General features: G+C 72.1%; 18 protein-coding genes. 9 read left to right on the top strand and 9 right to left on the bottom strand.

Features of this window, described 5'->3' with window-relative positions; translation table 11 throughout:
- The first annotated feature begins 100 nt into the window (after positions 1-100).
- Positions 101-424: a cupin domain-containing protein gene (locus tag ACFZBU_RS18915; protein WP_391584735.1), complete on the top strand. Its 324-nt coding sequence runs from the start codon at positions 101-103 to the stop codon at positions 422-424.
- A gap of 129 nt (positions 425-553) precedes the next feature.
- Here ACFZBU_RS18915 and ACFZBU_RS18910 read toward each other — a convergent pair whose 3' ends face one another.
- A complete protein-coding gene (locus ACFZBU_RS18910; RefSeq protein ID WP_391584734.1) occupies positions 554-775 on the bottom strand; it encodes a hypothetical protein in 222 nt (73 codons plus the stop codon).
- Between the two features lie 380 nt (positions 776-1,155).
- Between ACFZBU_RS18910 and ACFZBU_RS18905 the strand changes: the two genes are divergently transcribed.
- Entirely contained in the window at positions 1,156-1,887 is a 732-nt protein-coding gene (locus ACFZBU_RS18905; RefSeq protein WP_391584733.1) for a dienelactone hydrolase family protein, read from the top strand.
- Positions 1,888-2,048: 161 nt separating this feature from the next.
- Here ACFZBU_RS18905 and bla read toward each other — a convergent pair whose 3' ends face one another.
- The gene (gene bla, locus ACFZBU_RS18900) at positions 2,049-3,023 is read right to left on the bottom strand and encodes a class A beta-lactamase (RefSeq protein WP_391584732.1); all 975 of its coding nucleotides are present in this window, start codon (positions 3,021-3,023) and stop codon (positions 2,049-2,051) included.
- Between the two features lie 212 nt (positions 3,024-3,235).
- Here bla and ACFZBU_RS18895 point away from each other — a divergent pair, with 212 nt between their 5' ends.
- Positions 3,236-3,826: a hypothetical protein gene (locus ACFZBU_RS18895; protein ID WP_391584731.1), complete on the top strand. Its 591-nt coding sequence runs from the start codon at positions 3,236-3,238 to the stop codon at positions 3,824-3,826.
- Positions 3,827-3,896: 70 nt separating this feature from the next.
- Here the strand turns inward: ACFZBU_RS18895 and tpg are convergent, their stop codons facing one another.
- Positions 3,897-4,460 carry a telomere-protecting terminal protein Tpg gene (gene tpg / locus ACFZBU_RS18890; protein ID WP_391584730.1) on the bottom strand — a complete coding sequence of 188 codons (564 nt, stop codon included), beginning with the start codon at positions 4,458-4,460 and terminating at the stop codon, positions 3,897-3,899.
- 8 nt (positions 4,461-4,468) lie between these two features.
- Positions 4,469-6,868, bottom strand: a complete 2,400-nt coding sequence (gene tap / locus ACFZBU_RS18885; RefSeq protein ID WP_391584729.1) for a telomere-associated protein Tap — start codon at positions 6,866-6,868, stop codon at positions 4,469-4,471.
- Between the two features lie 619 nt (positions 6,869-7,487).
- On the opposite strand from tap, the gene ACFZBU_RS18880 reads away from it, so the two are divergent.
- From ACFZBU_RS18880 to ACFZBU_RS18860, 5 genes are all read left to right on the top strand, one after another.
- Positions 7,488-8,894, top strand: coding sequence for a glycosyltransferase (locus ACFZBU_RS18880; protein WP_391584728.1), 1,407 nt, complete (start codon positions 7,488-7,490; stop codon positions 8,892-8,894).
- A gap of 142 nt (positions 8,895-9,036) precedes the next feature.
- A complete protein-coding gene (locus ACFZBU_RS18875; protein WP_391584727.1) occupies positions 9,037-9,888 on the top strand; it encodes a PIG-L deacetylase family protein in 852 nt (283 codons plus the stop codon).
- A 24-nt stretch (positions 9,889-9,912) separates the two neighbouring features.
- Positions 9,913-11,190 (top strand): MFS transporter, encoded by a 1,278-nt coding sequence (locus ACFZBU_RS18870; RefSeq protein WP_391584726.1) that lies wholly within the window; start codon positions 9,913-9,915, stop codon positions 11,188-11,190.
- Positions 11,191-11,378: 188 nt separating this feature from the next.
- Entirely contained in the window at positions 11,379-11,972 is a 594-nt protein-coding gene (locus tag ACFZBU_RS18865; RefSeq protein WP_391584725.1) for a YbhB/YbcL family Raf kinase inhibitor-like protein, read from the top strand.
- Between the two features lie 93 nt (positions 11,973-12,065).
- Positions 12,066-13,454 carry an NAD(P)/FAD-dependent oxidoreductase gene (locus ACFZBU_RS18860; protein WP_391584724.1) on the top strand — a complete coding sequence of 463 codons (1,389 nt, stop codon included), beginning with the start codon at positions 12,066-12,068 and terminating at the stop codon, positions 13,452-13,454.
- Between the two features lie 202 nt (positions 13,455-13,656).
- On the opposite strand, the gene ACFZBU_RS18855 is transcribed toward ACFZBU_RS18860, so the two are convergent.
- The 3 genes from ACFZBU_RS18855 to ACFZBU_RS18845 all read right to left on the bottom strand — a co-directional run bounded on the left by ACFZBU_RS18855 (position 13,657) and on the right by ACFZBU_RS18845 (position 18,427).
- A complete protein-coding gene (locus tag ACFZBU_RS18855; RefSeq protein ID WP_391584723.1) occupies positions 13,657-15,885 on the bottom strand; it encodes an MMPL family transporter in 2,229 nt (742 codons plus the stop codon).
- Positions 15,886-16,334: 449 nt separating this feature from the next.
- The gene (locus ACFZBU_RS18850; protein ID WP_391584722.1) at positions 16,335-17,510 is read right to left on the bottom strand and encodes a cytochrome P450; all 1,176 of its coding nucleotides are present in this window, start codon (positions 17,508-17,510) and stop codon (positions 16,335-16,337) included.
- A gap of 302 nt (positions 17,511-17,812) precedes the next feature.
- Positions 17,813-18,427, bottom strand: coding sequence for a TetR/AcrR family transcriptional regulator (locus ACFZBU_RS18845; protein WP_391584721.1), 615 nt, complete (start codon positions 18,425-18,427; stop codon positions 17,813-17,815).
- A gap of 214 nt (positions 18,428-18,641) precedes the next feature.
- Here ACFZBU_RS18845 and ACFZBU_RS18840 point away from each other — a divergent pair, with 214 nt between their 5' ends.
- Positions 18,642-19,016: a nitroreductase family deazaflavin-dependent oxidoreductase gene (locus ACFZBU_RS18840; RefSeq protein WP_391584720.1), complete on the top strand. Its 375-nt coding sequence runs from the start codon at positions 18,642-18,644 to the stop codon at positions 19,014-19,016.
- A gap of 272 nt (positions 19,017-19,288) precedes the next feature.
- Here the strand turns inward: ACFZBU_RS18840 and ACFZBU_RS18835 are convergent, their stop codons facing one another.
- On the bottom strand, positions 19,289-20,242 hold the full coding sequence (locus ACFZBU_RS18835; RefSeq protein ID WP_391584719.1) for a 2-dehydropantoate 2-reductase: 954 nt from the start codon (positions 20,240-20,242) through the stop codon (positions 19,289-19,291).
- A gap of 191 nt (positions 20,243-20,433) precedes the next feature.
- Entirely contained in the window at positions 20,434-21,546 is a 1,113-nt protein-coding gene (locus tag ACFZBU_RS18830; protein WP_391584755.1) for an ABC transporter ATP-binding protein, read from the bottom strand.
- Between the last annotated feature and the right edge of the window lies 1 nt (position 21,547).

The following is a 21,547-nucleotide window of genomic DNA, read 5'->3' as shown; positions in this document are numbered from 1 at the left end:
GCACGCGCCGGCACGTTCGGCGGTATCGTCGCGCGCCCGCAACTTTCCGGCAGCGGGAGTCCCCGGCTTCGGGCTGCAATCGCCGTGACATGATCACCGTATGGAGGTCATCGACGCCGGCCGGTTCACACCCGCCGCAGACGGTTCCGCCGATTACGTCGAGCACTTGCGGGTGCCCGCCCTCAGCTTCGGGACGTACTCGATCCCCGCCGGACAGCCCGACGATCAGGCTCCGCACCGGGAGGACGAGATCTACGCCGTGCTCAGCGGCCGCGGGACGTTCACCGCCGGCGGACGCACGGTCGATGTCGGCCCCGGCTCCACGCTGTTCGTCCCGGCGGGCGAGGAGCACCGCTTCCACGACGTCACCGAGGACCTCACGGTGCTGGTCTTCTTCGCGCCCGCCTACTCCGGGCGGCCCTGACCCGCACCCTGCCCACCGGGGATCGCCGCCGCCCGCCCACCCGTTCCCGGACGCCGTCCCGTCGGGGGTTGGCCGTTGTCCCGCTCCCCGGCGGTCGCCGGGGAGCGGGAGGAACTCGGTGCGGGTGGATCAGTGGGTGTAGAGGTAGAACCAGCCCTGGGAACTCGGCGTGCAGTAGAAGTTCGGGCCCCAGAGTTGGATGCCCGCCTGACCCGCCGCGTTGCACTCGGCATACGTCGTGTAGACGCCGCTCACATGGAACTCGCCTGCGGCGCTCGCCGAGGTCGCGGCGCCGATGGGGAACAAAACCGCCGCAGCGACGGCGACAAGCAGCCCGATGCGTTGTCTCACGTGCCAACTCCTTTTGCTTGGACGCGATCTGCCTGATCGTCAGCTCGGGTCGGAGATGGTGCGATGCCAGTCGCATGCTACGGGCGCAACACCGGAAAGGTCTAGACCAACCACCCAGGCAATGGACCGCCCCGCGGCGCGTGACCACGCGGGCCGGCCTGCGAGCGAACCACCCGGCCCCCTCCGGGTACCGCGACCGACGCCCCGCCGAGACATCCGGCCCAGACGCCGACGCGCACCCTTCGTGATACGTTCTGCGTCGCCGTACGCCGCTGCGAACCGAGGAGGTGAGACCGATCAACGCTGGGACAGGTCGGGACTCCCTCCCGCGCAGGGTCCGGGGAGTGCCCGCAGGAGGCACCCGAAAGGCTTGACACGCCATGCGCTTCACCTTCGAGACGTCGTCCGACGACGTCACCGAACAGCTCTTCACCCTCGGCGAGATCCCCGGCGTGCTGTGGACGCCGGACGGCGCCGCCGGTACTCGTCCCCTGATCCTGATGGGCCACGGCGGCGGGCAGCACAAGAAGGCCCCCGAAGTCGTGGCCCGGGCCCGCCGTTTCGTGACCGAGTGCGGTTTCGCGGTTGCTGCCGTCGACGTGCCCGGCCATGGTGACCGGCCGAAGGACCGGGAGTACGACCGGATCGCGACCGAGAACCGGGCTCGCGTGGATGCCGGTGCGGAACCGGCTCCGCTGATCGCCGACTTCCACGCACTCGTCGCTCGCCGGACCGTCTCGGAATGGCGGGCGGTCCTGGACGCGCTACGCCGGCTCGACCACGTCGGCCCCGGTCCGGTGGGCTATTGGGGCGTCTCGTTGGGTTGTGGACTCGGCGTTCCCTTCGTCGCCGCAGAACCGCGGGTCCGCGCAGCGGTGTTGGGCCTCGGTGGGGCGCAGGCGTCGGCCGAGGCCGCCGCGCGGATCACCGTCCCGGTGGAGTTCCTGGTGCAGTGGGACGACGAGCGGGTGCCTCGGGCCCGGAGCCTGGCGCTGTTCGACGCCTTGGCCTCGGCCGAGAAGACGCTGCACGCCAACCCCGGAGGACACGGGGAAGTCCCGGCCTTCGAACTGGACAGCACGCTAAGGTTCTTCGCCCGGCATCTCGGCTGACACCGCCACGGGTGGTCCGCGAGGCGTCGATCGGGATCCGCTCCCGATCGGCGCGTCCGGGAAGCGCCCGGGACGAACACCTCGGGCATCGCCCCGACGCTCGTTCACGAACGGGCAAGTGTGCCCGTACGCACGCCGTGCAGCGCTGTTCCTCGCCGCGGTCAGGCGAAGTGTGCCGCGACGAGGGTGGCCGCCTCGGCGAGGAGGGGCTCGTCGGCCGGTGCGTGGGCGTCGGGCTTGGTGCCGAACACGGCCAGGACGAGCGGGTCGCGGCCGGGTGGGCGGACGATCGCCACGTCGTTGGTGGTGCCGTAGCCGCCCGTGCCGGTCTTGTCGGCGACGCTCCACTGGGGTGGCAGGCCGGCGCGGATACGGTTGCCGCCGGTGGTGTTGGCGAGCAGCCATCCGCCGAGGCGGGTGCGATCCGCCGGCTCCAGGGCGGTGCCCAGGGTGAGTCGGGCGTAGGTGCGGGCGATCGCCCGAGGGCTGGTGATGTCGGTGTCACGGCCGGGTTCGGCCGAGTTCAGGTCCGGTTCCGGGCGGTCCAGGCGGGTCACGAAGTCGCCGACGGAGCGGCAGAAGCGGGTGACCGCATACGGTCCGGCGGCCTCGCCCGCCCGGCCTCCCAGGGCGCGGAGCAGCAGATTGGCCGCGGTGTTGTCGCTGTGCGTGATGGCCGCCCCGCACAGGTCCGCCACGGTCATGCCCCGGGCGAGATTCTCCGGCCGGCCGGTGATCGGCGCGTAGCCCGAACGGGCGACGTCCTGGTCGGTGTACCGGATGCGCTCGGCGAGAAATGTGCCGTCCCGATCCAGGCCCCGCAGGACGGCCGCGACGAGCACGGTCTTGAACACCGAGCAGATCGGGAAGCGCTCCTGGTCCCGGTAGCCCACGTGCCGTCCGGTGGCCGAGTCGAAGGCGAACACCCCCAGCCGGGCTGCATGTTGCTGCTCCAGTCGGCGCAGCCGGTGGAGGATCTCCGCATCCCGCCCCACCGCCGACGCCGTGCTCGCGTTCCTGCTCACACTCGTACTCGCGCTCGCGCTCGCGGTCGCCGGGACCACCAGGCCCAGCGTCGTCGCGGCGCCGACGGAAAGTATGTTGCGACGGGTGGGGCGGATGCGCGGCGAAACCAAGAGGGTCTCCTTCGGCCGATCCGAACACGTGCACCCATCCAACCGCAGGTGACAGGCCGGGCAAGAAGGCATTCGGGCGTGTCGGCGGTGCGTTTCCCGTCCGGGGGAAGTCTGTGGAACGAAGTAGCGCAGCCCCGCGGCCGCATCGGGGCGGTGCCGCGGACGACCCGGGCGCCCACGAGTGTCACCATGAGGACGGAGAATGTCTCCCCATGAAGACGAACCGGCAAGACCCGACCGTACCGACACCCAAAATCCCGGACGAGTCCTCTTCGCTCGCGTCCCTGCTTCGTCGGTACGCCACCCTGGGGAACGACGCGGACTTCGCGCGGGTAGGGACGTGGGCCCGGCGCGAGTTGCGAGGATACGACGACGCGGCCCTGGACGACCTCCCCGCCTACCGCCTCGTCGAGACGCCACCCAAAGGGCTCGAGGTCGACGCCAAGGGGAGCGGCTGGATGACCAGGGGGGAGCGCGTCGACGAATACAGGTTGCCCGAAGCGTGTCGCGCCTGGGTGCCGGAACGGGTCCCGCTGCGACACGGGGTCGATGAGATCGAGAGTCTGATCGCCGCCCGTACGCGCTTCGACAACTTCATCGCCGTGTCTCCCCCACGCGCGGAGGAGATCGCCCTGTCGCTCACCGAGAAGGTGAGGCCACCGCATGGCGATTTCACCGTCACCGCCGTGTACTGGTCGGTTCCGTATGCGGCCCTGAGTGGCCTGCTGGAGCGGATCCGTGAGCAACTGTCACAACTTGTCGCGGAGGCCGGAGCCGTCCTGCCCGACGGGCAACGGGTGTGAGGTGCGGGACATCCGTCACCGACCGGTCGTGCGTCGGCGCAGGAGCACGACGGGGCAGGGTCGTCGGGTCTCAGCCACGCAGGTCGAACTCGATGTAGTCGACGTCGGTGACGGTGACGTCGAGGTCGTCGGCACGGGTGCCGTGGTCCTGGAAGTACGCCTCGCCCAGGCCCGCGGCGACGATGCGCTCCAGATCGCGTTCGGAGGCTCCGGCGTGGTGAGCGTCGAACAGCTGCCGGGCGCGGGTGGGGGGCAGGGGCTGGGTGATGCGGCGCATGCGGGGGTCGTCGGTGGAGCCGGCCGCCGAGGAGAATCCGAACCGGGCCCGGGTTTCGACGATCACGCCGCCGGCGGCGGCCGCGCGCTGCTCGGCGCGCCGCCTGACTCGGGGTTGCCACAGGCGCCGAACCTCGGCGTCGATCTTCGCGTTGACGGGCGGGGGCGGGTTCTTGCGGTCGCCCTTGAGGTAGCGCTCGATGGTGCGTTGGCTGACGCCGAGGAGTCGGGCGACGTTGCGGGTGCGGCCCTGGTGCTTGCTCACCAGGAAGCGGATGCGGGCTTTGGTGGATCGGGGCGGGTTGCGGGTGAGGACGTGCTGGGCGGCCTGGTCGAGGCCGTCGGCGATCTTGCCCACAGGTGCTCCTATTCGCCTTCGGCGACGGCGTCGACGCCCTTGATGTGCCGGGCCGGGTTCTGTGCTTCCACGAGCAGGCCCAGGGCCCATTCGAGGGGGCGGGTGCCCTCGTGTTTGACCATGCCGGGGCTGACGCCGAGGCGGAAGCCGCCGGGGACCGGCCTGCCGTCGGCGCCGCGCGGGAGTACGTCCAGCGGGGAGGGGCCGGCGGCGGGGTAGACGACGCAGTCGGAGAGTACGGCGATGGGGTACAGGTCGGCGACGGTGGCGAGTTTGCGCATCTTGCGGTGCATGCCGACGCGCGCGTTGGCGATGACGGCGGCGCGGATGTCGGGGCGCCAGGTGGGGCGTTCCAGGGCCGGCCAGCGGTCGCCGGGGCGGTAGCGGGCACCCTGGGGGCGTTCGCGAAGTTTGCCGATGCCGCCCTTGACGGTGGCCTTGATCGCGGCCAGGACGATCGCGCGGGCCGGGTCGACCTGCTTGTGCGTGTGCATCGCGGCCAGGAACGCGACCTCGTCCAGGTCGGGCGTGACGCCGAGGTCGGCCATGGTGGTCAGGTAGGCGTCGCGCAGGCGGGTGTACCAGGGGTCGAGGTACGCGCCGTGGTCCGGGCGGATCCAGGCCTCGAACGGGTCGATGGCGGCGCCGAGTTCGGCCGCGTAGGCGACGGTGGGCGTGGCGTACCAGCCGGGCCCGGTCGGGCGCAGGCCGGTGGGGGTGAACGGGTTCGGCAGGCGCGGGTCGATCTCGATGCCGGAGAGGTCGACGTACCAGCAGCCGGGCATCTTCTTGTCGAACGTGGGCGCGTCCACGTGGACCGGGGCGCCCAGGCCCACCGGCAGCCTGGAGGCGGCGGCGAGGAAGGCGGCGTTGACGTCGAGGCCGACGGCGTGTTCGAGGTTGCCCTCGTCGTCGCCGACCAGGTGGATCGGGCGGTGCCAGTCGTACGCCTCCTCGACCAGGACCTCGCCGGCCGCGCGGGTCTGCGCGACCGGGTGCTCGTCCGGGGCCTCGGGCGGCGCGGGGTCCACGACCTCCGTCAGCGAACCCGCCACCGGACCCGAACGCCACGTGCCGCCGGCCTCGTCCTTGACGGCCTGGGTCGGCGGGCGCAGCTCGGTCATCAGCGCCAGGCCGGCGACGGCGGTGGAGCCGCGGGGGGTGACCACGCGGGCGGCGTAGGCGCCGAGCAGCCCGGCGAGTTCGGGCGCGGGCAGCGTGGCCGCGTCGCCCCAGGAGCGGGTGTCGAGGGCGTCCCAGCCCAGGAACGCGAACTGCACGCACTGCCGGCGGCCGCCGTCGGCGAGGGGACGGTAGACCTTGGTCCAGGGGCCGAAACCGCGCCGGGTCAGCCGCCAGCCGTCCTTGGTGACCTGCTTGACCAGGGCGTCGTCCTCCGGCAGGCGCAGGTTGCGGCGGTCCGTCAACTCGGCCGGCACGCCCAGGCGTTCGGCGGCGGCCGAGGTGAGCACGACCAGCGGGTCGGCGTCGCGGCCGGCGCGGTGCAGCCGCTCCGCCCCCAGGCCCGCGTCCAGGGCCCAGGCGACCAGCGCGGGCAACGACTTCGCCGGGCACGGCAGGACACGGCCGTCGACCAGGTGGGCGCGCAGCGTCTTGCCTTCGGTGTCCAGGACCGCGAGCGGGCCGGCCGGGAACCGGGCGGGCTGTGCCTCCTGGGGGGCCTGGTCGGTCCCGGCGGCCGGCCGGGACCGGGCCGGCGATTTCGCCGTCGCACCGCCCGGGGCGGGGGCCGCGGCGGGACGGGTCGTCGACACCGGCGGACCGGACGCCGTCGCCGGCTCCGACGCGGCCGACACCGGGGCGGCCGGCAACGGGGCGGAGGGTGGCCGGGCGGCGGGCGGCGAGGCGGCGGGCGGCGAGGTGCGGGCCCAGGGCGCGGCGGCCGTCAGGCCGCCGGCGGGTCTCGGATCGGGCGCAGGGCGTGCGGGCGACGCTGCCTCACCGGCCGGGGCGGTTGCGGAGGGGACGGGCTCGGCCGACGCGGCATGGTCCGGATCGGCCGCAGGGTCTGCGGGCGGAACCGCTTCGGCTTCGACGGCCTCCGCGGGCGCCGCCGGCGCGGGTTCGTCCCGGCCGGCGGCCACATCGCCGGGAGCGGCCCCGCCGGCCTCCGCGGTCTGCTCCCGATCCCGGTCCGTGCCGGGGAAACGCTGAGCGAGGCCGTTGAGGAGTCGGGCGTAGGCCTGACGCTGCGGAGGTCGGGGGTCGGTGCGGCCGGACTCCCAGGCCACGATCGTCACGCGTTGCACACCGAGGGCGTCGGCAACCTGACGCTGGGTCAGCCGTGCCGCCCGGCGCAGCCGCGCACGCTCGGCGGGCGCCGGCAGGTCACCCTGGTCGATCTGGTTCAGCAGGGCGTCGACCGCATCGAACAGTCCGTCTGTCACGACTCACCTCCGAGCGCGATTCTATCACGATCCTTGCTCTGAAATTTACCTGATCCGACATCGAATCTGACATCCATATAGTTGGATAGATCGAATCCACCGCCCCCGCAGCCGATAGCCGGCGGTGCCGATCGACGGCCGCCCGGGCGACCACGCCGACCACGCCGACTCGATGATCCGGTTGGCGCCGGCCGCTTCGGGCCGAGGGTGGGACCGGCCGGGGACAGCGGACTCAGGCGCCCGGGACAACCGAGCGGCGATCGTCTATGGCAGGCGATGTGATCGGGTTCCGAATCCGGAACCACCGAATCCGAGGCCGAACCAGGGATCGCAATCGGGGCCGAAGGGCCGCGCGCCGTCCCGCTCCCGAGCCCACCGCCACTTCTGTCCATACAGAGCAAGCAAGGCAACCACCATGAACCACACCGGGTGCCCGCACGGACCGCCTCTTCCGCGCCCCGTCGGCCGTTCCACGCATACCGTCACACCGAACCCGAACCCCAGTCCGACGCCGAACCCGAACCCGAACCCCGGCCCGAGGCCCAGTCCGAGCCCGGCTCGGCGCCGCGCCCCGGTCTCGCCCGCCCCGCCTCCCGCTGCGGCCTCTCCGCTCCCCGAGGTGCTGCTGCCGGCGATACCCCTGTCCCACCTCGAACACCTCGTCGGCGCACCCCGGTTGGCCGAGGTGCAGACTGCCCTGTGCGAGGCCCGTACGCGCCTCGACGGGCGCGAGGTGTGGCATGTCAGCGACAATCCGACACGCGGCGGGGTCGCCGAACTCCTCCGCACCACCCTGCCGCACCTGCGCGGTGCGGGTATCGACACCCGTTGGGCCACGATCGAGGGCAGCCGAGCGTTCCGCGCCTTCACCAAGGCGCTCTACTACCGGTTGTGCGGAGTGACCGCCAACGAACACGAGGACCCGCCGGACCCGGAAGCCGGACGGGCCCTGTACGAACAGGTGACCCGCGCCGCCGCGCAGCGGCTGCTCGGCGTCGTGGGTCGGCGCAGCGTGGTCGTCCTGCACGATCACCAGACGGCCGGCTTGATCCCGTACCTGCGCGACGCCGGGTGCGTCGTGTTGTGGCAGTGCCACGTCGGCACTCCCCTGCACGCCGAACCGGCGCTCCCCGCATGGGACTTCCTGCGTCGATACCTGGCCGCCGCGCACGGCTTCATCGCCTCGTACGACGGGGCGTTGCCCGCGGGGCTCCCGGATGCGCCGATCCGTATCCTGTCGCCGTCCATCAATCCGCTGGCGCCGAAGAACCTCCCGCTGCATCCCGCCGTGGAGGCGTCGCGGCTGATGGCACGCATCGGGGTCTTCCGGCAGCCCCGGCCGGACCGGACCGGGTCGGGAGTCGGCGATGCCTTCGCCGAGTTGCCGCTTCGCCATCCGGCTCGGATCGACCGCGAAGCCGGCCCGTTGCCGACGGGTACACCGCTCGTGACGCAGGTGAGTCGATGGGACCGGGTCAAGGACATACCGGGTGTGATCGAGGCGTTCACCGACCATGTCGACCCGGACTTCGGCGCACACCTGCTGCTGGTGGGACCCAGGGCGGCCGGCGATCCGCAGGCCGAGCAGGTGCTCGCGGAGTGCCGCGAGGCCCGCGAGCGTCGGCCGGGCCGACGGGGTCGGGTGCATCTGGTGCAGATCCCCACCGATCATCCCATCGAACACGCGCTGACGATCAACGCCATCCAGAGGTGCTCGACCGTGGTGATCCAAAAGAGCCTCGCGGAGGGATTCGGGCTGACCGTGTCCGAGGCCGCGTGGAAGGGGCGACCCGTCGTCGCCTCACCCGTGGGCGGCATTCGGCAGCAGATCGAACACGGCCGTTCCGGGCTGCTGTTGGCGCACGCTCGTGATCTGTCCGGGCTCGGCGCCGGGGTCGACCGGCTGCTCGCCGATCCGGCGTACGCCCGGGAGATGGGCGAGAACGGACGACGGCACGTACGCGGACGCTTCCTCGCCGACAGCGGCGTGCTGGGCCTGGCCCGGATTCTCTCCGAAGTCGCGTAGGCCACGGCGCACCGGGCGCGGACACACCGCGCAACGGTAGTCCGGACCGGCACTCCCGCGCCGGACGAGCCCCGGGCCCCGACCCCCTCCCCGCCTTCCTCCACCACGCCATGCCACGCCACGCCACCAAGGACCGATCCCCATGCGCATTCTCGCCCTCGGCGCCCACCCCGACGATGTCGAACTGCTGTGCGCCGGAACCCTCGCGCGCTACCGGGCACGAGGCGCCCACGTGAGCATCGCCATCCTGACGAACGGCGCGCCCACCACACGCACGACCAGGTCCGCCGCACGAACCAGCGGATCGGCCACACGAAGCACCCGGCCCACCGCACGAACCACCCGGTCCGCCGCGATGGTCGGCGTCCGCGCCCGCGAAGCCCGCGAAGCCGCGTCGCTGCTGGGAGCCGATCCGATCATGCTCGGCCTGCCGGACGGCTTCCTCTACGACACCCCCGAGACCCGACTGCTCGTCGTGGACCTGCTGCGCCGTGCCCGCCCCGACCTGCTCTTCGCACATCACCCCGAGGACTATCACCCCGACCATCGCGCCGCGAGCGCCCTGGCGAGCGCCGCGCGGCTGCTGGCGCGCGAGCCGGGCATCGAAACCGATCACCCCGCCCTCGGCGCGGTGCCGGCCATGTTCCACATGGATACCCTGACCGGCGCGAACGCGGGTACACCGGACCTGTGGGTCGACATCACGGACACGATGGCGACCAAGGAGGCCATGGTGTCGTGCCACAAGAGCCAGAACGACCGTCGCCGCCGGCGTGCCGGCCGGGACTTCGTGGATCTGGCCCGGCGGCAATCCGCTCTGCGCGGCGGCGAGGCGGGCGTCGCCCACGCGGAGGCGTTCACCGGTACGCGGGCCCATCCGCCGACGACCGCGGCCGACCTGGAATTGCCGTGGATCGCTCGTACCATGCCCGCCCCGGACGACGCGGCCCGAGCCGACGAGACGACCGACGAGCACCGCCGAACCGGGGCGTGAGACCCCGTGAGCGAATGGAACCCCATGCGCATCCGAGCCGACGCGGTACCCGGCACCCGCCTCCGGTCGCACCGACGCCGGACCGGGGAGCGCCGATCGCGCGCCGGACGCCGGGGGCTGTACGCCGTGTTCTTCCTCAACGGATCGATCCTGGCGAGTTGGGCGCCGCGCATCCCGCAGGTCAAGGCCGATCTCCGGCTTTCGGACGGGCAGTTGGGTATCGCGCTGCTCGGCGTCGCGCTCGGTTCGATCCCGGCGATGCGGGCGGCCGGCAGCGTGGTCGACCGATTCGGCAGCCGGATCGTCACGCGTGTCGCACTGCCGGCCTACGCGTCGGCGATCGCCCTGCTCGCGCCGGCCGACGGGATGGCCCCACTCACCCTCGCCCTCGCGGTTCTCGGCGCCGCCGTGGGCGCACTCGACGTGGCCATGAACACCCACGCCGTCGACGGCGAACGCGGCACGGCGCAATCCGGCATCTCGTCGTTCCACGGTCTCTACAGCGCGGGTGCGCTCACCGGCGCCCTGATCGGCACGGTTGCGGCGACGGCCGGGGTGCGTCCGGACACACAGTTCCTGGTGACCGCCGCCGTGGGCCTGGTCGTCTCGGTGCCGGCCGCCGCGGTGCTGCGGCCGTCCGCCCACCACGTTTCCCGGTCGCGGACGCGCTCCGTCGGCCGGGGCACGCTCGGACCACGCGGGCGCCTGCCGTGGCTCAGCCTGCTCGGGTTGTCCGTGCTGCTCATCGAGGGGGTGATCACCGATTGGGGCACGGTCTACCTCGCGGATTCGGTGCACGCGCAGCCCGGTGTGTCGGGCGCGGGCTACGTGGTGTTCGCCCTGGCGATGACGCTCGGGCGGCTCACCGGCGACCGCGCCGCGACACGTTTCGGCCCGGTTCGTATCGTGCGTTTCGGCGCCCTGGCGACCGGATCCGCCGCGGCGATCGCGATCGCCGCGCCCACCCCATGGGTCGTGGTGCCGGCCTTCGCGGCCGTCGGCCTGGGCATCGCGTGTTCGTTCCCCCTCGTGGTCGGCGGCGTCGGCCGGCAGTTCCCCGACGCCCCGGGCCCGGCGGTGGCCACCGTCTCCACCACCGGCTACCTGGCCTTCCTCGCCGGGCCGCCGCTCGTCGGTTTCCTCGCCGGCCACGTCACACTCCGCCTGGCCCTGCTCCTGCTCCCCGTACTCGCGCTCGTCGCCGCATCCCTCGCCGGACTCCTGTCCGCCGACCCCGCGCACCCCGGCGGGCGGCACCCGGACACCACCCCCACGGCACCGCAGGCCGACGAACGCGCCTGAAAGGATGCGTCCGGGACACCGACGACCCCGGCGACACGACTCGGACGATCACCGCGGCGGCACATACCTCGTTTGCATGGAAAAGTGATATTGGCCGCCGGAGTTCGCGCATCCATACGCTGGTTCCACCGCACGCCCACGGATGGACCAAGGGACCAAGGGACCAGAAGTATCCTCGGGAGCCTCCAGTGAAAAGCACACGGATTGTGCTGTCCGCCCTGCTCGTCACGTGGGCGGTCGGCCTCCCACCCGCCGCCGCGTCGTCGCTCGCCCCGACGTCGCCGGCAGGCCGGAGCGCGTTCGCCCTCTCCAGCGCCGCCTTCGCCGACGGCGGCGTCATCCCCAAGATCCACGAGTGCACCAGCGGCGGCGGCAACGACCCCGCCAAGAAGAACGAATCCCCACCCCTGACCTGGTCGGGCGCCCCGGCCGCGGCCAAGAGCTACGCGATCGTCATGCGCGACCTCGACAACGCCGACCTCATTCACTGGGTCGTCTACGACATCCCGGTGGGCACGACCTCGCTCCCCCAGAACGTCGACCACGCCTACCGGCCCTCGGTCCCCGCCGGAGCCCGGCAGGTCTACTACCGCGGAAGTGCGAGCCTGTACGGCTACCAGGGACCCTGCTCGCCCTCGACGGTGAACACCTACGAGTTCGTCGTCCACGCGCTCGACCGGACGTCGCTGACCGACCTGAACTCCGCCTCCTCGACCCGCACCGCCGCCAGGGTGATCGCCGCCGCCTCGATCGCCTCCGCCAGGATCAGCGGCGAGTCGTAGGCCCGCCGCCGCCGTGCGGAGCGGGAAAACGGGTCGCGGCGCCGAACGTCCGCGTGCCACCGTGTCGGATCGACGGAGGCACGAGGAGGCCCGATGGCATCGGTCGTCATCTGCGGCGCCGGCGTGGTCGGTCTGGCCACGGCCCTGATGCTGGCGCGCGACGGACACGAAGTGACCGTGTTCGAAAGTGACCCCTCCGTTCCACCGGATGATCCCGCCCAGGCGTGGACGGCGTGGCGGCGTCGGGGCGTGGCCCAGTTTCGCCAGCCGCACAACCTGCTGCCCCGGTTTCGCCGCGTGCTCGCCGAGGAGCTGCCCGAGGTGATCGACCTGCTCGTGGCGGCCGGTTGCTTCGAGGGCAACGCGCTGCACCCGCTGCCCCCGAGCGTCGCCGACTACGTCCCCCGGCCCGACGACGACCGCTTCCGCTTCCTCACCGGCCGACGTCCCGTCGTCGAGGCGGTGTTCGCGTCGGCCGCCGTCGCCGCCGGGATTCGCGTGCGTCGGGGCAGCAGGATCGTCGGCCTGCTCACCGGCGTGCCGATCCTCCCAGGCGTCACGCACGTGAGCGGCATACGCACCTCCGAAGGCATCGAGTTCCACGCCGACCTGGTGATCGACGCGACCGGCCGCCGGACCGCCTCGACGCGCCTGCTGACCGAGATCGGGGCGCCGGCTCCGCTCGTCGAGTCCGAGGACGGCGGATTCGCCTACTACACGCGCTACTTCACCGGTCCGCGACAGCCCGTCCGGCGGGGCGCGCCGTACACGCCCTACGACACCTTCTCGCTGCTGACCATTCCCGGCGACAACGACACGTGGTCGGTCACCGTGGTCGCCACGGCCGGCGATGCGCCGCTCAAGGCGCTGCGCGAGCCCGAATGCTTCACCCGGGTGGTCCGGGCCTGTCCGGCCCAGGCCCACTGGTTGGACGGCACACCGGTCTCCGACATCGTGGTGATGGCGGGCATCCTGGACCGTCGACGTCGGTTCGTGGTGGAGGGCCACCCGGTGGCCACCGGCTTCGCGGCGGTCGGCGACGCGTGGGCGTGTACCAATCCCACCGCCGCCCGAGGGCTGAGCGTCGGCCTGGTACATGCCCAACTGCTGCGTGACGTGGTGCGCCGATGCGCCGACGACCCGGCCGGTTTCCCGCTCGCCTGGGACGAGGCCACCGAACGGGTCGTCACGCCGTTCCATCACGACCAGATCCGGGCGGACCGCGCCCGCGCCGCGGCGATGTCCCCCGACCGGACCGCCGCCCCCGCCCCCACGCCGAGCCCGTTCGGCGCCGCGGCGTTTCGCGACGCCGAGGTCTTCCGCGCCCTCCTGGAGACGGCAACGTGCCTGGCGCTCCCCCGAGAGGTGCTCGCACGACCGGAGATCCGGGAGAGGATCGACGTCGCGCCGCCCGAATCCACGGACACGCCGGGGATACCGGGACCCGACCGCGAGAGCCTGCTGCGGCTCCTCGCCTCCTGACCGGACCGTCCGACCGCGGCAGGGGCGTGAATGCATCGGCGGCACGATCACGTGGTCGCGGCGCATCGGGCGATCGGCCGCCACGACCTCCTCGGTCGGCCGGTTTCGTCGGGCCCGGATCGCCGGCCGGATTCCTCGCAGGCGCGGCCGTGCCCGCCTCCGAGGTGGTGGAGGCGGGCACGGCGCGGGGTGGCTCGGGTGGTCAGGCTCCCGTCGAGTTGTGCGCGTACGGCGACTCGGCTGCGGGAGTCGCCGGCTTGGGGCCGCCCTCGCTGAGGCCGAATCGGTCGTGGAACCTGCGCAGCGGGCGGGGCGCGTACCAGGCCGAGCGGCCGAGCAGGCGCATCGCGGCGGGGACGAGGATGCCGCGTACGGCGATGGCATCGATGAGGATGGCCAGGCCGCTGCCCAGGCCGAACATCTGCATGAAGCTGAGTTCGGCCGTGCCGAAGGCGAAGAAGCTCACCGCGAGCAGGCAGGCCGCCGCGCTGACGATGCGTCCCGTGTGGCCGAGTCCGTCGACCACGGCCGACTCGGTGTCCTCGCCCTGGTCGTGGAGTTCCTTGATCCGGCTGGTGACGAACACCTCGTAGTCCATCGACAGACCGAAGGCGATGCAGAACATCAGCATGGTCATCGAGGTGTCCATCGGCTGTGGGGTGAAGCCGAGCACGGAATCGAGGTGGCCCTCCTGGAAGATCCAGGTCATCACGCCGAGGGTCGCTCCCAGGCTGACCATGTTCAGGACCAGCGCGCGCAGCGGTTGCACGACGCTGCCGGTGAACAGGAAGAGCAGGAGGAAGGTGGTGAGGGCGATCAGGGCCGCGGCGAGCGGGATCCGGCCGATGATGGAGTCCTTGGAGTCGACCAGTTCGGCGCCGGTGCCACCCACCCGGGGATGCGTCCCGGGCGGCGGGGTGACCGCTCGTACCTCCTTCACCAGGCTCTGGCCCTTGTCCGACTTCGGCGCCAGGCCGCTGACCACGTTGATCCGCTGTGCGTCGGGGCGGCCGAGGGCGGCGTTGGCGGGCCCGGGCGGGGTGGAGCGTCCGGCGACGTAGGTTCCGGTACTGGCCTCGACCCGGACGATGTCCTCGCGCTTGGACAGTTCCGCCGCGTAGGCGCCCAGCGGGGCCTCGCCCACGGCCTTGTCGATGACGATGTGCAAGGCGGCCGCGTCGTTGCCGTCGAAGTTCTTCCGCAGTTCCGTGGCGACCTGTCGGCTCTTCGCGTCCTCGGGCAGCACTCGCTCGTCCGGCGTGCCGAGGGTGATACCCAGCAGCGGGCTCGCCGCCAGCAGCAGTACCGCGAGCACGGGCAGCGCGGTGAGCGCGGGCCGCCGCATGACGGTACGAGCCAGCCGTCCCCACAGGGGCGCCCGGGAGGCGGAGCGCTCCTGCTTCGCCCACGGCAGCCGCCCGCTGTTGACCCGGTGCCCCAGGACCACGAACAGGGCGGGCATCACGAACAGGGTGCCGACGGCTGCGATGGCGACGACACCGACCCCGGCGTAGCCGAACGAGCGGAGGAAGTACTGCGGGAACACCAGAAGTGCGCTGAGTGCGGCCGCCACCGTCGCGGCGGAGAAGGCGACCGTACGGCCTGCGGTGTGCACCGTCTGCCGCACCGCGTCGTCCACGGTCGCCCCCGCGGCGAGTTGCTCTCGGAACCGGCTGACCATCAGCAGGGCGTAGTCGATGCCCAGGCCCAGGCCCAGGGCCGTGGTCAGGTTGGTCGCGAAGATGGAGACGTCGATGACGCTGCCGAGGAAGTAGAGCTCCGCGAACGTGCCTGCGATGGCGATGAGTCCGATGGCCAGTGGCAACAGGGCCGCGACCACGCTGCCGAAGACGACCAGGAGCAGCACGAGGGTCAGCGGCACGGCGATGGCCTCGGCCAGGAGGAGGTCCTTGCCCGACTGGGTGCCCAGGTCGCTGTTGACGGCGGCGCCCCCGCCGGCCTGCACGGTGAGGCCGTCCCGGTTCTTTCCGGTGTAGGTGTCGATGAGGCTCTTGGCGTTCTTGTCCCGCTCGGTGTCGTCGCCCTTCACGTGGGTGAGCACCATGGCCTCGCGGCCGTCCTTGGAGCGCAGGGCGGGGTTGTCCGTGTCCCAGTACGAGATCACGTTGTCGAGGTGCCGCTCCTTCTTGAGGTCGGCCACCAGGGACCGGCCGCTCTGCTTGGCGGCCGGGTCGTCGACGCCGCCCTGCGAGGCGCGGACCAGCAGGATCAGGTTCGTCTCGCCGCCGAACTTCTTCTCGATGACATCCCCGGCCCGGCTGGACTGGGAGGCCGGGTCGTCGTAGCCGCCGCCCATCAACTTGCCGAACGCGCCGGCGCCCGCGGCGCCCATCAGGGCCAGCGCAACGACGGCGACGACCAATACGAGCCGGGACCGGCGAATCACCAGTTCGGCTATGCGTTCAAACACGCGCTGACTCCTTATGGCATTCCTGCGGTGAAAACGACGTGAAGCAGCCGGGGTTGGCATCGGGGGGCCGGCGCGGGGCACGCGAAGGTTCCTCGCGCCGGCAGGTTGCTCTGCGGTGCCACACCACCCAGGGCGCTTAGTTGCCCTGCCGTTCGTTATAAGTTGTAACGCCCGCGAACAGCTAGCGTCAAGTGCGTACGTGATAACTTCTAACCAGAGCTTGAGCGCATAGCTCTTCGACGGGCGGCTCGACGGAATCGACGCGGCACGGTGAGGGCACGACGGCCTGCCGAAGCGGCACGACGTAGGCGCCGGGACACCGGCGCGGCGGGATCAGGCGCGTGGGCCGAGGAGGAGGCCGCCGCTTGCGTCGATGACGTGGCCGGTGATTCGGCGGGCGGCGTCCGAGGCGAGGAACACGACGATGTCAGGCCCCGCGGGTCATGGGTTCACGCCGTGACCAGGGGCAGGGTGTGCCAGCCGCGCAGGATGTTGTGCGGGCGCCGGGTGGGGGCACGGTCGGGGCTCGGGGCAAGGGTGCGGAAGCGGGTGGCCAGGGCGCCGAGGACGGCGTCGAATTCCAGGGTCGCGAGGTGGTTTCCGGCGCACTGGTGGATTCCCGAACCGAGCGCGAGGTGGTCACGGCTGTCGCGGGTGATGTCGAACGTATCGGCATTCGGCCCCCACTTGGCGCGGTCGCGGCCCGCGGAGCCGTAGAGCAGCAGGACCTGATCGCCGGCGGGTACGACGGTGTCGCCGACCCGGACGTCGCGGGTGGTGCGGCGGCCGAAGAACTGTATGGGGGCCTCCATCCTCAACGCCTCGGCCAGGACCGCTTCGGTGGGGACGACGCGGTCCCGCACGAGTGCCCACTGATCGGTGTGGGCCAACAGGTGCACGGCCGCGGTGATGGCGTGGATGGTGGTGTCCATGCCGGCGACGGTGTAGGAGAGCATGAGCGGCACCGCCTGGGATTCGTCGATGTCGCCGCGGTCGACCGCGATGTGGATCGCGCCGAGCCAACTGTCGGCCGCGATCCTGTCGCGGGTGGCGACCCGGTCGAGATAGCGGAACATCTCCTCGGCGTGGGGGAATGCGGCTCGGGTACGCGCGTTGTCGGGGCCGAACGTGTCGAACGTCGCGTCGGCGAGATCCAGGAGCAGGGCGCGGTCCTGCTCGGGCAGGCCCATCAGGCGCATCACGACGCCGGCGACGAAGGGGGCCGCCAGGTCGGTGACCGCGTCGAAGCCGCCGTCCCGAGGGAGCGCCTCGACCAGGGCACGGGCGCTTTCGCGCATGTCGCGAACGAGGGATTTCAGCGCCCGGGGCGCCAGTTGCCGCGAGAGCACGCGGCGCAACCGCGCGTGGGCGGCGCCGTCCGTGCCCACCACGGTGCCCACCAGGAGCCGGTCGTTGACCGTGTCGGTCAGGGCGAGGGCGCGTTCGCTGGAGTAGGTCGCCGGGTCCCGCAGCGCGGCGGCGACGCTCGCATGCCGCGGCAGTGCCCAGACGTCGTGCGTTTCGAGGCGGACGGCCGCGCCGAGTTCGCGCAGCCGGGCGTAGGCCGGATAGGGGTCCGCGAGGGTGGCGTCGTCGAAGAGGTCGATCCCGGAGGAGGCGTGCACGCTGAGCCTTTCGTGGCAAGGCCCCGCCCGGATGTCGTGCGCATGCCGACAACGGTGCTCGGGGGCGTGGGCTGCCAAGATCCGCCGGACCCGGGCCGGGGGTCAAGGGCGCATCGAAGCACGAGGCGCGAACGCGCGCGGCCATGGACTCGGGGGGCGCACCGACCGGCAGCCGACCGGGCAGCGCTGGTTCCCGTCGGCCGCGTGGCCCGGCGAGGTGGCCGATCGGCGGCGCGGCGCCGGACGACACGGCTGCCGGCAGGCGGCGATTCCCGGTCGTACGCACACCGTCGGCTCGGGCACTATCCCCTGCGGGCTTCGAGCGCGTCCAGGATCAGGTCCAGGCCGTAGCCGAACTCGCTCGCGTGGTCGTAGCCCGGCTGCAGGGCGTGGCCGACGATCACCTCCCTGAGGTAGGGCAACTCGTCCGCCGACACGTGCTCCAGGATGTCTTGGGCCAAGTCCCCGACGTCGCCCGGGGTCGTCGCCGGCAGGTTCGACTCCTGCAGGACGTATCCGCCGACGTAGCTGTCGATGAGCGAGACGGCGTGCACGGCCATCGCCGGTGTGAACCCCGCCTCCCGAAGCACGCCGAGGACGGCGTCGTGGTGGCGCAGCGTCGCCGACCCGGGGTTGCGGCGGGAGTCCATGAGGCCCAGCGCCCAGCTGTGCCGCGACAGCACCGCACGCGCGGAGTGGGCGCGGACCCGGATCGCGTCCCGCCAGTCGTCGCATTCGGCATCGGGCAGGTCGATCGCCGCGAACACCGTGTCGACCACGCCGTCGAGGATCGTGTCCTTGTTGGGCACGTGGTGGTAGAGCGACATCGCCTCCACGCCCAGTTCCTGCGCCACCTTGCGCATCGTGATCCCCTGCACCCCGCCGCTGTCCGCCACCCGGATCGCCGCTTCCAACACGCGCTCCTTGCTGAGCGGTTGCCGGGGTCGGGACGGACGCCGTGACGGCGGTGACGGCGGCGGTGACACGGCGGCTCCCGGGGTCGGACGTGTTGACAAGCTTACATGCGTAAGCCAGCCTTACGAGCGTAAGCCCGGGGTCGGGATCGGCCGGGAGGCCGACGATCGCGCCGGACCGAAACGCGCCCTGTCGGGGCGGGAGAAGGAGACGCCGATGCCGATGCCGAGGTGGTGGGGGCATGTGAACAAGCGGATGTTCAACCCTCGTGCGATCGCGGGCGGGAAGTGGCCGGTGCTGACCCACGTCGGGCGCACCTCCGGCCGGACGTACCGCACACCGCTCGACGCGCATCCCGTGGACGGCGGCTACCTGTTCGTCCCGGTGTACGGCTCGGGCTCGGACTGGGTACGCAACGTCCTGGCGGCCGACGGTGCACGGCTCCGGGCCGGCGGGAAGGAGATGAGACTCGCCGCCCCACGTCTCGTCGGAGCAGCCGAGGCGTTCCAGGCGCTCCCCGACGAGGTGGCCCGGCCACCGAAGCTGCTCCGGATCACCGAGTTCCTGCGGATGGACCTGGTCACCGACTGACGTCCGACTGCCGACCATCCGCCCCCGCCCGGCCCGGAGCACGCCCCGCTGTCGGGCTCGTCCGACTCGACGTGACCGCCCGCCGAGACGCAGCCCTTCGCCGTCCGAGCATCGGACCCGGCGGCCGTAACCCGGCACTCGGCGCCCGGCACCCGGCAGCCGTCACCCGACGGCCCCCGCGCCCGGCGCCCGGGCCGGTGCCGCATCGATCGCGGCACCGGCCCGGAGCGGTACGGCACGTCGACCCGTCCCTCGAACCGGACGAGTCCCAATCAACCGATGGTCTCGGGCGGGACCTCGGATCGAGCCGCACGCACGCTTGCCACCTCGTACAGGAGGTTGTTGACCGGCGTCGCGGTACCCGTGCGTGCGCCCAGGCGTACCACCGCGCCCGTCCAGGCCTCGAGTTCGGATCGGTGGCCGGAGGCGATGTCGCGCTGCAACGAGGATGTGCCGGTGGCGGGTTGTCCGTCCACGAACGCCATCGTCGTGTCCAGGATGTCGTCGGGCAGTGCGATGCCCATCGCCTGCGCGACCTGCCGGATCTCGCGCATGGCGTCGACGAGCAGCCGACGTGTGCCTTCGCGGGAGCGCAGCACTCCGATGGGCGCGTCGGTGGCGACGCCGAGACCGCCGAACGGCACCACGAACAGGAACTTCGCCCACAACTCGGCCCAGATGTCCGCGGATATCACCGCGGTCGTGCCGGCGGTGTCCAGCGCGGCGCGCAACCGTTCCGCTCGTTCCGTCGGCCGGTTGTCCCATTCCGCGAAGGTCAGTGCGGCCGGGCCGCCGACATGGCGCACTCGCCCGGGCCCGTCCAGGTTCGCGAAGATCTTCACGGTGCCGGGCAGGACGGCGTGTCGGCCGATCGCCTGGGCGACCTGTTCGGGGGCCTCGACACCGTTCTGCACGGTGACGACCGCCGTTCCCGGACCGACGAGCGGCTCCAACGCCGCGATGGCCGGGGGTAGTTGCCAGGTCTTCACGCACAACATCACCACGTCGACCTCGCCGATGTCGCGGGTGTCGTCGGTCGCCTGCGCCGGCGCGACGGTGAAGCTGCCGGCCACACTGTCCACGGACAACCCTTCGCGCCGCAGGGCCTCCAGATGTGCACCTCGTGCGACGAAGGTGACGTCGTGCCCCGCGGCGGCCAGCCGGCCGCCGAAGTAGCCGCCGATCCCGCCGGCACCGATCATCGCCACTCGCAACGTCTCTCCCATGGAGAACCCCTTTCCCGGGCACCGCCTGAACCACGGCCACTCACCGACCGCGGGTCCACGCCTGAAAGCTACCTGTGGGACATCCGCGTGATCATGCGGACCCGGTGCCGGAAGGGTCGCCGGCCACGCCTTGCGCGCGGCCTCGGCCCGCCGGCGGCCGACTCTGATCCCGCGCGAACGCTCCGACGGCCCTACGCGTGGGGCGGCTCCTTGCGGGGTGCGACCAGTACCGGCCGTTCCGGCAGGGCGAGTTCGACGCGAGAGCCCAGGGGCAGCGTCGTGGCGACGTGCGAGGGTATGTCGATCTTGACCGTCGCGCCGGCGGCCGAGCGCACGCTCAGGCGGGTGACCGCCCCCAGGAAGGCCGCGCCCAGCACCTGCGCCGAGCCGTCCGCCGCGGCCACCACCTCGATCGACTCCGGGCGCAGGAGCACGTCCACGTCACCGTGGGCCGGGTCGCCGTCGATCGGCAGGGTGCGGCCGAGGACGCGCACCACCGCACCGTCGGCGTGGGCGGGTACGCGGCTCATCACTCCGACGAACTCGGCGACGAACGCGGTTGCGGGTCGGGCGTACAGCTCCGCCGGCGGTGCGCACTGTTCCAGTCGGCCCGCGTTCATCACCGCGACCCGGTCGGCGAGCGAGAGCGCCTCCTCCTGATCGTGGGTCACGAACAGTGTGGTGATGCCGAGTTCCTGCTGGAGCCGGCGGATCTCGTCGCGCAGGGTCAGCCGTACCCGCGCGTCCAGCGCCGACAGCGGTTCGTCCAGCAGCAGGACACGTGGGCGCAGCGCGAGGGCCCGGGCCAGCGCGATCCGCTGTTGCTGGCCGCCGGAGAGCTGGTGCGGATACCGGTCGGCCCGGTCCGGAAGGCCGACCAGGTCCAGGAGTTCGCCGGCGCGAGCGCGCCGCTCGGCGCGACCCACGCCCCGCATCCGCAGGCCGAATGCCACGTTGTCCAGCGCGCTCAGATGCGGGAAGAGGCTGTACGACTGGAAGACCATGCCCGCGTCGCGACGATGCGCGGGGACTCGGGTGATGTCCTCGCCGTCGACCAGCACTTCGCCGGCGTCGGGGTGCTCGAAGCCCGCCACCACCCGCAGGGCGGTGGTCTTGCCGCATCCGGACGGACCCAAAAGGGCGACGAGTTCGCCCCGACCGACCGTCAGGTCGAGACCGGCCAGAGCCCGCACGTTCCCGAACGAGCGTTGCAGGCCCCGGAATTCGATCGTGGCCCCGGCTGCATCGGCGGCGCCGATCTGCGGTCCGGCCTCGGCGAGGGTCTTCGGCTGGTCGAACGTCATG

The organism is Embleya sp. NPDC008237, from assembly GCF_042956465.1.
Taxonomy (GTDB): Bacteria; Actinomycetota; Actinomycetes; order Streptomycetales; family Streptomycetaceae; genus Embleya.
This window is presented reverse-complemented; position numbering and strand designations above follow the sequence as displayed.

Coding starts and splice junctions, on each gene's coding strand:
- ACFZBU_RS18915 (WP_391584735.1), top strand. CDS start 101: ATGGAGGTCATCGACGCCGGCCGGTTCACACCCGCCGCAGACGGTTCC.
- ACFZBU_RS18905 (WP_391584733.1), top strand. CDS start 1,156: ATGCGCTTCACCTTCGAGACGTCGTCCGACGACGTCACCGAACAGCTC.
- ACFZBU_RS18895 (WP_391584731.1), top strand. CDS start 3,236: ATGAAGACGAACCGGCAAGACCCGACCGTACCGACACCCAAAATCCCG.
- ACFZBU_RS18875 (WP_391584727.1), top strand. CDS start 9,037: ATGCGCATTCTCGCCCTCGGCGCCCACCCCGACGATGTCGAACTGCTG.
- ACFZBU_RS18870 (WP_391584726.1), top strand. CDS start 9,913: ATGCGCATCCGAGCCGACGCGGTACCCGGCACCCGCCTCCGGTCGCAC.
- ACFZBU_RS18860 (WP_391584724.1), top strand. CDS start 12,066: ATGGCATCGGTCGTCATCTGCGGCGCCGGCGTGGTCGGTCTGGCCACG.
- ACFZBU_RS18840 (WP_391584720.1), top strand. CDS start 18,642: ATGCCGATGCCGAGGTGGTGGGGGCATGTGAACAAGCGGATGTTCAAC.
- ACFZBU_RS18835 (WP_391584719.1), bottom strand. CDS start 20,242: ATGGGAGAGACGTTGCGAGTGGCGATGATCGGTGCCGGCGGGATCGGC.
- ACFZBU_RS18830 (WP_391584755.1), bottom strand. CDS start 21,546: ATGACGTTCGACCAGCCGAAGACCCTCGCCGAGGCCGGACCGCAGATC.